Annotated in this window: 11 protein-coding genes; 7 read left to right on the top strand and 4 right to left on the bottom strand. The window is 41.9% G+C overall.

What is annotated here, in order from left to right; all coding sequences use genetic code 11:
* Window positions 1–106: 106 nt before the first annotated feature.
* The 6 genes from metH to AC1DPZ_RS00095 all read left to right on the top strand — a co-directional run bounded on the left by metH (window position 107) and on the right by AC1DPZ_RS00095 (window position 7,898).
* Window positions 107–3,796 carry a methionine synthase gene (gene metH, locus AC1DPZ_RS00070; protein ID WP_477400365.1) on the top strand — a complete coding sequence of 1,230 codons (3,690 nt, stop codon included), beginning with the start codon at window positions 107–109 and terminating at the stop codon, window positions 3,794–3,796.
* A gap of 132 nt (window positions 3,797–3,928) precedes the next feature.
* Entirely contained in the window at window positions 3,929–4,885 is a 957-nt protein-coding gene (gene metF, locus AC1DPZ_RS00075) for a methylenetetrahydrofolate reductase [NAD(P)H] (RefSeq protein WP_477400366.1), read from the top strand.
* A 400-nt stretch (window positions 4,886–5,285) separates the two neighbouring features.
* Window positions 5,286–5,783 (top strand): hypothetical protein, encoded by a 498-nt coding sequence (locus AC1DPZ_RS00080; RefSeq protein ID WP_477400367.1) that lies wholly within the window; start codon window positions 5,286–5,288, stop codon window positions 5,781–5,783.
* A gap of 21 nt (window positions 5,784–5,804) precedes the next feature.
* Window positions 5,805–6,452, top strand: coding sequence for a hypothetical protein (locus tag AC1DPZ_RS00085; protein WP_477400368.1), 648 nt, complete (start codon window positions 5,805–5,807; stop codon window positions 6,450–6,452).
* A gap of 71 nt (window positions 6,453–6,523) precedes the next feature.
* A complete protein-coding gene (locus tag AC1DPZ_RS00090) occupies window positions 6,524–7,198 on the top strand; it encodes a sensor histidine kinase (RefSeq protein WP_477400369.1) in 675 nt (224 codons plus the stop codon).
* Window positions 7,199–7,241: 43 nt separating this feature from the next.
* Complete coding sequence (locus tag AC1DPZ_RS00095) at window positions 7,242–7,898, top strand: response regulator transcription factor (protein ID WP_477400370.1); 657 nt, start codon at window positions 7,242–7,244, stop codon at window positions 7,896–7,898.
* A gap of 3 nt (window positions 7,899–7,901) precedes the next feature.
* On the opposite strand, the gene AC1DPZ_RS00100 is transcribed toward AC1DPZ_RS00095, so the two are convergent.
* The gene (locus tag AC1DPZ_RS00100) at window positions 7,902–8,798 is read right to left on the bottom strand and encodes an AraC family transcriptional regulator (RefSeq protein WP_477400371.1); all 897 of its coding nucleotides are present in this window, start codon (window positions 8,796–8,798) and stop codon (window positions 7,902–7,904) included.
* 124 nt (window positions 8,799–8,922) lie between these two features.
* Between AC1DPZ_RS00100 and AC1DPZ_RS00105 the strand changes: the two genes are divergently transcribed.
* Window positions 8,923–9,744, top strand: coding sequence for a phytanoyl-CoA dioxygenase family protein (locus AC1DPZ_RS00105; protein ID WP_477400372.1), 822 nt, complete (start codon window positions 8,923–8,925; stop codon window positions 9,742–9,744).
* Between the two features lie 76 nt (window positions 9,745–9,820).
* Here the strand turns inward: AC1DPZ_RS00105 and AC1DPZ_RS00110 are convergent, their stop codons facing one another.
* The 3 genes from AC1DPZ_RS00110 to egtB form a co-directional block, all read right to left on the bottom strand.
* On the bottom strand, window positions 9,821–11,275 hold the full coding sequence (locus tag AC1DPZ_RS00110) for a family 43 glycosylhydrolase (protein ID WP_477400374.1): 1,455 nt from the start codon (window positions 11,273–11,275) through the stop codon (window positions 9,821–9,823).
* A gap of 560 nt (window positions 11,276–11,835) precedes the next feature.
* Window positions 11,836–12,828 (bottom strand): L-histidine N(alpha)-methyltransferase, encoded by a 993-nt coding sequence (locus tag AC1DPZ_RS00115; protein WP_477400376.1) that lies wholly within the window; start codon window positions 12,826–12,828, stop codon window positions 11,836–11,838.
* 21 nt (window positions 12,829–12,849) lie between these two features.
* Window positions 12,850–14,001 (bottom strand): ergothioneine biosynthesis protein EgtB, encoded by a 1,152-nt coding sequence (gene egtB / locus AC1DPZ_RS00120; protein WP_477400377.1) that lies wholly within the window; start codon window positions 13,999–14,001, stop codon window positions 12,850–12,852.

Consider the following 14,001-nt stretch of genomic DNA (forward strand, 5'->3'; position numbering starts at 1 on the left):
CTGTTGCGTGTTGCCCGGTTTGTGTTGCCTGTGATTTGCGTTTTTGCGAATGCCGGTATACAAGACGCCCGCCACCCGCCACAGGAACCTGGCAACGGAAACAAACATGGACATTAGAAAAGAATTAGAAAAACGAATCCTTATAATTGACGGGGCTATGGGTACCATGATACAGCGGTACCAGCTTACCGAGCGGGATTTTCGTGGGGAAAGATTTAAAGATCATATCAGCGATCTTCAGGGAAATAATGACCTGCTGAACATCACACGCCCGGATATCATTAAAGCTATTCATGCCGAATATTTGGATGCCGGCGCAGATATCATCGAGACCAACACCTTTAGTACGCAAATAATTTCGCTTGCCGATTATAAGCTGGAAGAACTGGCTTATGAGCTGAGCTACGAGGGCGCTCGCCTTGCCCGCGAAGTAGCCAACGAATACACTAAAAAAAATCCATCAAAACCGCGTTTTGTTGCCGGTGCTGTTGGACCAACTAACCGTACCGCGTCCTTATCGCCCGATGTTAACGACCCGGGTTACCGTGCTGTTACTTTTGATGACCTGGCTAACGCGTATTACGACCAGGTTCGAGGTTTGGTTGATGGGGGATCGGACCTGTTACTGGTTGAAACCATATTTGATACCCTTAACGCCAAAGCTGCCTTGTTTGCCATCAATCGTTATGCGAATGAATCGGGTAAGCATTTGCCAGTCATGATCTCGGGTACTATAACCGATGCGTCAGGTCGTACTTTATCAGGGCAAACGGTTGAAGCTTTCTGGAACTCTATACGCCATGCCAACCTGCTTTCGGTAGGATTAAACTGCGCTTTGGGTGCTAAAGAAATGCGTCCGCACCTGGCTGAGCTTTCTGAGAAAGCGGATGTATTTATTTCGGCCTATCCCAATGCGGGCTTGCCAAATGAGTTTGGTCAGTATGACGAAACCGCGCATGAAACCGCGCACCAGCTTGATGATTTTATTAAAGCCGGGCTGGTTAATATTGTGGGGGGCTGTTGCGGCACTACGCCAGAGCATATTAAGTGTATTGCTGAACGAGCTGCAAAATACCCGCCAAGAAGAATTCCTGAAGTTGAACCCGATTTGCGCCTGAGCGGTTTAGAAGCCGTTACCATAAAGCCCGAAAGTATTTTTGTGAATGTGGGTGAGCGTACCAATATCACAGGATCGCCAAAGTTCTCGAAACTTATTTTAGCCGAGGATTATGAAGCCGCATTAGCTGTTGCCTTGCAACAGGTAGAGGGCGGTGCCCAGGTGATTGATATCAATATGGATGAGGGTATGATTGATTCGGAAGCGGTGATGGTAAAATTCCTGAACCTGGTGGCCTCCGAACCTGATATTGCCAAACTGCCTATCATGATCGATTCATCCAAATGGACGGTTATAGAAGCTGGGTTAAAATGCATCCAGGGTAAGGGTATTGTAAACTCTATTTCCCTAAAAGAAGGCGAAGAAAAGTTTATTGAATACGCCCGCAAAATATTAAGCTATGGCGCTGCCACAGTAGTGATGGCCTTTGACGAAACCGGGCAGGCCGATTCATTACAGCGCCGTACCGAGATTTGTAAACGCTCCTATGATATATTGGTTAACGTGGTTGGTTTCCCTCCGCAGGATATCATTTTCGACCCTAATATATTAACGGTTGCTACCGGCCTTGAAGAACACAACAACTACGCGGTTGATTTTATTGAAGCCACGCGTTGGATAAAACAGAACCTTCCACACGCCAAAGTAAGCGGTGGGGTTAGTAATATTTCCTTCTCGTTTAGGGGAAACAATGTAGTACGCGAGGCAATGCACTCGGCATTCCTGTACCATGCCATTAAAGCAGGTATGGATATGGGAATTGTGAATGCTGGGATGCTGGAAGTTTATGAAGAGATAGATAAAACCCTGCTCGAACTGGTAGAGGATGTATTGCTTAATCGCAGAGATGATGCTACCGAACGCCTGGTAGAATATGCCGATACCATTAAAAGTAAAGGTAAAGAGGTAGTGCGCGATGAAGAATGGCGCAAGGGAACTGTACAGGAGCGTTTATCGCACGCGCTTGTGAAGGGCATTATTGAGTACCTGGATGATGATGTGGAAGAGGCCCGTCAAGCTTACAGCAAACCACTGGAAGTAATTGAAGGCCCATTGATGGATGGCATGAACATCGTAGGTGATTTGTTTGGCGCCGGCAAAATGTTTTTGCCACAGGTGGTAAAATCAGCCCGGGTAATGAAAAAGGCTGTGGCTTACTTGCTGCCATTTATCGAGCTTGAAAAACAAAGGGTTATTGATGCCGGAGAAGACTCCAGCGGCAGCCGTGCCAATGCGGGTAAAATATTGATGGCCACCGTAAAGGGCGATGTGCACGATATTGGTAAAAATATAGTGGGCGTAGTTTTGGCCTGTAACAACTTCGAGGTAATTGACCTGGGCGTAATGGTACCAGCCCAAAGGATCATCGAGGAAGCAAAAAAACAAAACGTAGACATTATCGGCCTGAGTGGACTGATTACCCCTTCATTGGACGAAATGGTGCATTTTGCCAAGGAAATGGAACGTGAAGGTTTTACTATTCCGCTCATCATAGGCGGAGCTACCACCTCGCGCATCCATGCGGCAGTTAAGGTTGATCCTCATTACTCTGGTGCTGCAATCCATGTATTGGATGCATCACGCAGTGTAACCGTTTGCAGCAGCCTGATGAATCGCGAGGGCAGAGATGCTTATATCCGGAACATTAAGGAAGAATATGCCAAATCGCGCGAAGCGCATTTGAATAAAAAGTCGGATAAACGTTTTGTAGCCATCGGGCAGGCGAGGCAGGCCCGTTTCCAGATCAGCCTTGACGGTGATGTTGCGCCAAAGCCAACCTTTACCGGCACTAAAGTATTTGAATCGTACCCGCTGGAAGAACTTGTTCCCTATATTGACTGGACACCGTTTTTCCATACCTGGGAACTACGCGGCAGCTACCCCAAAATATTTGCTGATAAGTTTGTGGGCGATGAAGCCAAAAAGCTTTTTGATGATGCACAGGAACTGTTAAAGAAAATTGTAGACCAGAAACTATTACACGCCAATGGCGTGATTGGTTTTTGGCCAGCCAATAGTGTTGGGGATGATATTGAACTGTATACAGATGAAAGCCGTACTACTTTATTAACCCGCATCCATACGCTTCGTCAGCAGGCCGAAAAGGTTAAAGGCGATCCTTACTATGCACTGTCAGATTTTATCGCACCAAAAGAAAGCGGTGTGCCTGATTATTTTGGAGGATTTGCCGTGACTACAGGTATAGGCTGCGATGAACTGGTAGCAGAATTTGAAGCCGACCATGACGATTACAACAGCATTATGGCCAAAGCACTTGCAGACCGCCTTGCCGAAGCCTTTGCCGAGAAAATGCATGAGCTGGTGCGCAAGGAATATTGGGGTTACAGCAAAGGCGAGCAACTAAGTGCCGACGAACTGATCAAGGAAGAATACCAGGGCATCCGCCCGGCACCAGGCTATCCCGCCTGCCCGGATCATACGGAGAAAACTACCTTATTTGAATTGTTAAAGGCCGAAGATAATGCTAAAATGTACCTGACTGAAAGCCTGGCCATGACCCCGGCTGCGGCAGTAAGCGGGTTCTACTTCGCGCATCCGCAGGCCAGGTATTTTGGATTAGGAAAAATCAGTAAGGATCAGATTGAAGATTATGCTGTACGTAAGAATATGGATATTGAAACCGTAGAACGCTGGCTTGGTCCAAATATTAATTATTGATAATAACACACAACAAACCGTCATTGCGAGGTACGAAGCAATCCCCAACTATACAGAGCGGATTTGCAAATCGGGGATTGCTTCGTACCTCGCAATGACGGATATAATAAGAACCTCGCAACCCGAACCAAAATGAAGATAACGGACCATATTGCTAACGCAAAAGGCAAAACACTATTCTCTTTCGAACTTATTCCTCCACTAAAAGGTCAAAGCATTCAAGGAATCTATGATGCTATTGACCCTTTGATGGAATTTAAGCCTCCGTTTATTGATGTTACTTCGCTGCGCGAGGATTATATATATAAACAGCATGATAATGGCTTGCTGGAGAAGCTAAGCTACCGCAAACGCCCCGGCACCATTGCTATTTGCGCAGCTATCATGAATAAATATAAGGTTGATACCGTACCGCATTTGTTGTGTGGTGGCTTTACCAGGGATGAAACAGAGAATGGCCTGGTTGATTTGCAGTTTTTAGGGATCGAGAATGTACTCGTACTTCGTGGTGATGCCCGCCGTGGTGATGCCTCTTTTGTGCCAACTCCAAACGGACACAACTACGCTACTGATCTATTGCAACAGGTGGTAAATATGAACAATGGTATTTACCTCCACGAGCATAATGACGCGAGCCTGAAAACCAATTTCTGCATCGGTATTGCCGGTTATCCTGAAAAGCATTTTGAAGCACCAAACCTTAAAACCGACTTTAAATACCTGAAACAAAAGGTGGATATGGGCGCCAATTTTATTGTTACCCAAATGTTTTTTGACAACCAGAAGTACTTCGATTTTGTAAATAACTGCCGGGCCAATGGTATTACCGTACCTATTATACCGGGCTTAAAACCGGTTACCACATCAAAGCAGCTGATTAACCTGGCCAAAACTTTCCATATTGATATGCCCGAAGATTTGTGCGACGCGGTTAATGGATGTAAGTCTGAAAAGGATGTAAAGGATATCGGTGTGGAGTGGATGATAAACCAATGCCGCGAGCTGATGGCATTTGGCGTACCCGTACTGCACTTTTATACCATGAGCAATGCCGGGCCGACTAAAAGAATAGCGGAAGCGATTTTTTAATCGGTTTTTAAATATCCGTATAAACAAAAAACGATGTTCTTAAAGGAGAGCATCGTTTTTTGTTTATACATAGACGTTTTYCCTGTTTCTATAATGATTTCAATTTTTTGTTGCTTATCAAGCACGAACCCATGGTGAAAGCAGCCTTTTTAATCAAGGTGGCTACTACTGTTTTATAGCGTGTGATTGCACAACGTACTAATACAGTTTCGCTTGCGTAGAAATACGCAATATATATCCGGTGAAACAAGCAGTCAAAAACAGTACTTATTGTAAATGAGAAGCTTACAAAATCAAAGCCAGGTTTATATTTTGATTAAGGCATATTGCCCTGTTGAAATAATAACTTATTAACCTTAGTTTTATCCAAATTAATTCCTAACCCTCATTAAATTCAACCATGGAAACAAAAACAACTAGGGATACCAGCCCAATCACCGGCGAAGAAGGTGCCGCAATTGACCTTGAACTTGCAGCCAGCTGGACACGGAACCACAGGCGTCATAATCCAAGAGATGTCGAATCGCAGTTCTTTGGCAATAAAATCCTAAATCATATTCTGCAACAAGAAGGATGTATGGGCATACGTATTTATTATGCTAACGATCAAACACCAAATGGATGGCAAAAATTTTGGATCTCTGTAAGTAATTTTATACTATCAGTTTTTGCAAATGTAAAAGGCCAAAAACATTTTGTTATTGTAGGAGTATCTGCAAACGGTGAAGACCAGCTACCAGATGAAAAGAGTGGCAAAATATCAACACCAAACGGACATGTCGAACTGAAAATGTTAAAACTTGCATCAACATCGTCAACATATTTAGTTGGTGAAATGTCTGCACCGTGTCCCGGTTCCACCGGTTGCCCTCAAAGTAGCGTTCTTAGCGGTTCTTAAAATCATAACAAAGTTATTTATATGCCTTTAGATGCGTTGTTGGTCGATATTTCAGTAATATCAGGTGTCGCGCCGGTATTGGCTGCAATATATTACTATAGGCAATTGGATAAGACGCTGAAAATTGCATCTTTATATTTTTTGATTGCTTTTTTGGTCGATGCGGGATTGTGGCTATCGTTCCATGAATGGAAAATAAAAAACACAATGTCCGCTCTATATGGGTTTGTTCTGATTAGCATCATATTGTTTGGCCTCATGTATTACAATATTTATGCAGAGGGCAAACTCAAAAAAACAGCTATTATCTTAAGTATTTCAGCAATGATTGTCGCTTTATTTGATGCTCAAAATTTATTGGCTTATCCCTCACTCTCGATAACGACATTGAGTTTAATGCTGATTGTTTTTTCGTTAATTTATTTTTATAAATTATTGAACCCGTTAAAATATATCGCCATTGAAAAGCAAAGCCTTTTTTGGATAAATGCAGGAGTGCTGTTTTATTCATCTGTTAATATATTCCTGTTTATGCTGCTCACACAAATACCGGCAAATAACCGACCTAATTACTATATCATAAACAGTCTAACTAACATTATTGCTAACATATTGTATTCAGTCGCTTTACTTTGCCAGCCCCAGAAAACAACCTTATCCCGGTATTAATTATCGGAACATTAGTGGTGGTTGTATTAATCACCTGCTTATTTTTCTTCGTGATTATTTATCAGCGTAAAATGATAAAAAACCAGCTTGAATTGCGGGCCTTGCACGATGCAAGGCAAAGCGACCTAATGGCTGCTGTTTTTGAAACCCAGGAAAGCGAACGCAAACGCCTGGCCGAGGATTTGCACGATAGTGTAGGGCAGGTTTTATCGGCTATAAAACTTAATTTGCACCGGCTTGATAAAAACTGCATCAGTGAAACAACCCAGCCCCTGCTGGCCGATACCCGCAGGCTTACTGATGAATGCATTCAGGAGATTCGCAATATTATTCACAATGTTTTGCCTCCTGTACTTACCGATTATGGATTACTTGTGGCTGTTGAAGCCCTGAGCAGTAAGGTTGAGCAAAACACTCACATTAAGGTGAAGTTTAGCAAAAACATGCCCGATCAGCGCTTTCCACATGAAATTGAACTTGCCCTTTACCGAATAGCGCAGGAGCTTTTTGGCAACGCTATTAAACACTCTGATGCCACTGTTATTTACCTGTCTATAAATAAAGAGGGTAATTATATGGTGATGGAATTTAAGGATAATGGAGTAGGTTTTAACCAGGGTGAAGTAACACAAGGGTTTGGAATTAAAAACCTTGAAAGCCGGGTGCAGCTCATTAACGGCGAAATTAATATTTACAGCAAACCGTTAAATGGCACACTTACTACTATTAAATTAAAAATAACATAGTTTTGTATCTTTAATCTATCTTTATCCAACTATTTGTTAATCAATGAGTACAATTAAATTAGGTATAGTAGATGACCATAAAATTTTCAGGAATGGACTAAAAGCCACACTTGAAGATTGCGAAGATTTTGACCTGGTACTTGAAGCATCAAACGGCAAAGAATTGATGGGTTTATTAACAACCCAAACCCCCGATGTGCTATTGATGGATATTAAAATGCCCGAGATGGACGGCATCCAAACGGCATCAGCTGTTCATCAGCATTATAAAAACATCAAGATACTGGCGCTATCCATGTTTAACGAGGATAAGTATATTGTGGATATGATGAAGGCCGGTGCATCGGGCTATTTGCTTAAAAATGCCGAACCTGAAGAGATTATCGAAGCAGTATCTACCGTACATAATAAGGGTTTTTATTTTAACGAACACTTATCCATCACCCTTATTAAACAGTTGATGGGCAATGATCACTCCGAAAGCGTAACTCAAAATAAAGCCGACCTTAATGAACGCGAGATAGAAGTGCTCAAACTGGTTTGCCAGGAATGCTCAAACCAGGAAATAGCCGACAGGATTTTCCTGAGCGTACGTACCGTTGAAGGCTACCGCGCCCGCTTATTTGAAAAAACCGGTTCAAAAAACCTGGTCGGCCTGGTTATTTACGCTATTAAACGCGGAATCATTAATGTAACCTGATTTTTAAGCCGATAGCTTTTTGGCACTACTGATTAGGTTATGCATAAACTTTTTACGGTAATTAAGGGGGCTAAGATGCATTTTGGCTTTAAACATTTTATAAAAATGTGAAACATCGCCAAAGCCGCTTTCATATGAAATTTCTGATATAGGTTTGTCTGTTTGTACCAATTGCTGAATGGCATAATTGAGCCTGTATTCAATTATAGTTTCCATAAATGTTTTACGGGTTACTTTTTTAAAGTATTTGCAAAATGCATTTGTGGTCATGTTGGCTATACCGGCCGCTGTATCCAATGATACCTGTTTTCTGAAATTCTCAACCAAGTAAGCAAATACCGGGTGTATGCGTTCCCGCTCAGCAGATAAGCGCTCGGCTACAATACGGTGCTGATCGAGCAAAATATACTCATCTGATGAGGCCAGGCGCTGCAGTATTTCCAATAAGCCTATAAGTATCCTGAAATTACTTTTTTCTTCTACCAGGTTCAACAAAAGCTGCTTAACCTCAACCTGGGTATCCGAGTGGAATGATATGCCGCAGCCGCTTTGTTGAAAAAGCCTTTTGATATGCTGCAACTCAAACTTATTAAAAAAATCATCTCCTAAAAAAGCATCATTAAATTGGATCACTATTGCTCCCGCTTCGGCTGCTATTGAATCACCTGCTTCCAGTTTCCAGCAATGCGGCAGGTTTGGGCCAAGCAACACAACATCGCCAGATACAAAATCTTCCATGTGGCTGCCAACATATCGCTTGCCGCTTCCTTTTATAATGCAGGTTAGCTCATATTCCTCGTGAAAGTGATAAGGGGCATCAAATGCCAGTTTATCAAATTTTCTGACCAGGAATGATTGACTACTTGAGGGCTGAAGAACTTCGTACGATGCCTTTATCATTGCCTATTTTAACGTAGAATTTATTTATATGTTAAGTTACGGATAAAATAATCCATAATTACACCATTCTTTTCATTTTTTATCGGCTAAAGTTAAACTTACTTTGAATATAAACTAAAAAAATATGAATACCAAGGTTTCTGATCTGTTACTGCTGGACGATTTTATAAAATTACCGGAAGAAAGCATTCACGAATTCCGGGAAAAGGGGCACACCCTGATTCAAAACATACTTTCAAAAGAAGAAATAGAAGCTTACAGGCCTGTAATCGTCGGCGCTGTCGATAGGTATAATACCGAGAAACGCAAACTGGAAGACAGAGATACTTATGGCAAGGCTTTTTTACAGATCATGAACCTGTGGACGCTTGATGCCGATGTAAAAAGGTTTGTGTTTGCTAAACGCCTGGCCAAAATTGCCGCCGACCTCATGGGGGTTGAAAATGTAAGAATTTATCATGACCAGGCCCTGTTTAAGGAAGCGTGGGGTGGCCCCACCCCATGGCACCAGGATCAATATTACTGGCCAATTGATACCAATAACACGGTAACTATGTGGATGCCGCTGGTTGATATTGATGCAGATATGGGTATGCTCACCTTTGCATCAAACTCTTATACTAAGGGAGCCGTTTTTAACCATGAGATCTCGGATGAGTCGGAATCTGCATTTGATGACTATGTGAAAGATAATAACTTCCCGATAAGTCGCGCAAGAAACATGAAGGCTGGCGATGCTACCTGGCACCGTGGTTTTACTATACACAACGCGCCCGGTAACAACTCTAATAAAATGCGCGAGGTGATGACCGTTATTTACGTGGCTGATGGCGCGCGTATTACCCCATATAAAAACGAATGGCAAAAAAAAGATCACCATAAATGGCTAAAGGGTAAACCAATTGGTGGGCTGATAGATTCAAAACTTAATCCGAAATTGCTATAGAATACTAAAAAAGACTGTCTCTTAATAAGAGACAGTCTTTTTTAGTATTCAGTATTGCGCTTTTAAATAAGCGGTTTTATTGGCCGGCGGTGCCTAATGTCCACTGTTGGCAGGTGGCGCCATTATAATCATATAATGCCAGCTGAACGCCATCGGCAGTTGAAGCATTGGGTACCTCTACTACCCGGTTGCCATTTAACGATGTAAATACCAAACCGCCATTTGCGGCCCTTTCTAAATTGAACTTTTGACAATTATTATTCAGGTAGGCATACAAATCTAACGGAGCGCCGTTTGCTGCATTACAATTGGTAACATCTGCAGCCAAACCGCCTTGTACACATGTTATTTTATAAATGCCGTTGCCAAGTGCTGTAAAGTCCCATTGCTGGCATAAAAGCCCGTTACTGGCGCCTTGTGCAATAGCTTGCTGTGAAGCCCCTGTACAGCCCCATGCATCCCAAACCTTGCCACTGTTGTTATTTATAATTTTAAAACGACCAGCGGCAATCCAGTCTTGCGTAATAAATGGCCAGCCACCAGACCAACCCATATTACCTACCGCCAACGTTGGTGTGCCATTATTATCGCCGCTATAATAATGATAGGTAACAAAATTATACCCGTTTTCGGAATAAAGGCCTACCTGCCCGGGTCCTATATATTTACCCGAGGTACTTAATACCGTAGTACCACCGCCACTAAGCAGGTTTACGCCGTTTTTATCTACATAGGTACCATTAGGGCTGGTTGATCTGCCCATTTGAACGTAATAGGTGCTGCTGGTGCCGTTGCAGCAAATGCCCTTATTATAAAACAGGTAATAATAACTGCCATTCCTGATCACGTACGATGCTTCATTTTCGCTACTGCTGCTGCCTGCTATATTTTTAACAGTGCTGTTAAGCCTTTTACCTGTAGCAGGATTTATCTGAGCTATCCAGATACCGGTTAAGTGCGATCCAAATGTCATCCAGTAATTTCCACTGGCATCTGCAAATACCGCAGGGTCAATGGAGCCATACACTGTATTATTATCAGAGTAAACAACCATTCCCTGGTCCGTCCATGTAGTTAAGTCGGTACTGGTTGCTACCCCTATTGCGCAAGGTTTTGCACCCATCGAAACAGAGTAATACATATAATACTTGCCTCCCATGTATATACATTCGGGCGCCCAAAAATTTCCTCCAAAACCAGATACATATGAATTTATCCAGCTTGGCCATGTTCCCGAAGAAAATACGGTTGAAGCTGCTGTCCATTTTATTAAATCAGTTGAGGTAAGGTGATATATTTGGTTGCCTGTGCCCCAAACATGATAAACCCCATTACGTTTAATTATAGTTGAAGGATCATGAATACCAGTGGCGCCTGCTAAAGAATTTATAGTTTTAGTTTTACTTGTTGCCGCAGTTTCTGCTTCGGCAATGGTTTTGACCCGCTCACTTTTTTTACAGCTTACTGTAATAGCAATTGTTACTACCGCTAAAACTTTGCAAAGCGCGGCCAGTGAAAAATTTCTTTTCATAAAAAAATAGATAAAATTGGTTGGTGCCTACTCTTAAGATTTTCGGCTTCGTCTATAATTGGAGAAACTGCAAACTTACATGCAGGTAATTATTAGTGTTTATTTAACAATTATAATTAAATAATTAATAGAAAGAAAACTTTTAATAATTATTTTGATGTTTGAAATAGTGTAAATAATACACTTGGACGGCACCATTTATCTCACACAATAGCCTGTTAAACAGCGAAAAAGGCATTTAGTAACATTTTTTATGTTGATGGGCTTATAGATTGTATATAATATAGGTAATGGCATAAAACTTAATTATATAATTAATAATTGTGTTAACAACAAATATTAATTTAAATGACCACAATCCTTTTATTAAGAACAAAAGTTTACCGGCAATTTATATCCGTATGCTTCTCTAAAAAAAATCAACAGTTTTTTGCGCATGGTTTCAATTGCCGAAAAAACCAACTGGCAGGATTGAACATAAAAAAAGGTTGCCAGTTAAAACCGACAACCTAAGGCGTTTGTAAAATTATGTCTTACGCAAACAAACCATTCACCAAAATTTACCCCGCTACCCAAACCGCATCAACAAACCACTTTTTGCCGTCAAAAAACTGGGTTACCGGTGCAAAACCGGCGTTTATGGCTATCTGGTCGGTTTGCATGAGGGTGAATTTTTGAGAGATTTCCATGAAGATGTATTCGTTTTTCGTAAACGTAATCGTTTCCTTTTCATTTATCTTCACCTGTTGATCCTCCAGGCTGATGAGGTAACTTTTGCATGCACCTGTTTCGGGGTCATAGGTTGGGTAATGATCAAATTTGGTCAGATCAAAATCTGCCCGAAGTTCGCGATTGATACGCTCAAGCAGGTTAAGGTTGAATCTTTTGGTAATCCCTCCTTTGTCGTTATACGCAGCCAGCACTACTTTAGGATCCTTTTTAAGGTCCATTCCAATCAGCACCATGTCGCCTTCTGATAAGTTATTTCTTAACTCCCTGCAAAATTCGATTGCCTCTGGCACCGGCATATTGCCAATATTTGATCCTAAAAACAAAACTACTTTTCGTCTTGACGATATCGAAGCTGCTTTTTTCAGCATATCAAAATATTCGCCGTTAAGCCCGGTAATCTTTAAACCCGGCAAAGTTACCGGCAGGGTGATATTAAGATATGATATTACATTTTCAGATATATCGATAGGCAAATAGGTAAAATCGGCTTTTTTTGCCAGCAAATCTTTCAGCAGGTAAGTCGACTTCATTGCATCGCCTGCACCAAGTTCTATCAGGTCAAATGTATCTCCCAAAGCAATGAGCGCATTGGTGATCTCATCGGTACTTTCAGAAAATATTTCCAGTTCGCAATTGGTTGGATAGTATTCTTCACAGTTCATCAACTCCTGGAAAAGCTTATCACCATTGGCATCGTAAAAATACTTTGAATTTAAACGTTTGGGCGACGATTGTAACCCGGCTATAACATCTTTATAAAACAAATCAGTTTTGGTGCCTGTTGTTGGGTTCAATTCGGTTTGTATTAAGGTTGAGTCCATATCTTCCTGTTTTTTTTGCTTTTACCGTGCAAGTCTTATGCCAGTAAATTGCCAGCGTAAATGTGTTTGAAAAAAGTTGCGATAAGTTATCCTGCTATGCCCCGGCGAAGTTACTTCAGATGCACCACGCAGTACCTTTTGGTTCACCATAAACTTACCATTGTATTCGCCAATTGCACCGGGAGCTTTTGCAAAGCCGGGGTAAGGGAGGTATGAGCTTTCGGTCCATTCCCAACTTTTACCCCAGCTAAATTGGGTTGCTGCTGCTTCCCACTCAAACTCAGTAGGCAAACGGAGGCCTTTCCATGAGGCATAAGCATAGGCTTCGAAATAGCTGATATGGCAAACGGGATCTTTTAAATTAAGCGGCAACAAGCCACGGAAGGTGTAGTTTTGCCATTCGCCATCAATTAAATGCCAGTAAAGCGGCGATTCAATCTTATTGGTATTTACCCAATCCCAGCCTTCAGCGTGCCAATGCCTAAAATCATGATAACCACCACTATTGATAAACTCCAGGTACGCTGCATTGGTAACCAGGTTTGGGCTTATTTCATACGTATTCAAATAAACCTTGTGCCGATTCAGCTCATTGTCAAAACAAAACCCATCGCCGGTATGGCCTATTTCATATACCCCTTCATCTATCTTAATAAAACCGGGACTGCCGGCTTTTTGGGTCTTTGGCGAGATATACTTATCAGAATAAGCAGGAAACAATGGGTTATGCCCCAAAATGTATTTGATATCGGTTAATAAAAGCTCCTGGTGTTGTTCTTCGTGATTAAAGCCGAGGATAAGCAACTCTTTTATTTCTGCCGATGGCTCCTCGCACAGGAATTTGGCCATGGCCTCATCCACATAAGCGCGGTATTGGTAAATATCGGCAACCGTTGGGCGGCTTAAATTACCCCTGTCGGTACGAATAACCCTGTTGCCAACCGTTTCATAATAGCTATTAAAAACGTAATTATAATTGGGGTTAAATTCCTGGTAACCCATAAAATATGGTTTCAGAATAAAAGTTTCAAAAAACCAGGTAACATGCCCTATATGCCATTTGGGCGGACTAACATCAACCACCGGCTGTACCACGTAATCTTCCGTTTGCAGGGGGCTGCAGATCTGCTCCGTACGCTGGCGAACTCTTTTATAACAATTGGCTAAATCCAT

Source organism: Mucilaginibacter sp. P4_G9 (assembly GCF_056400985.1).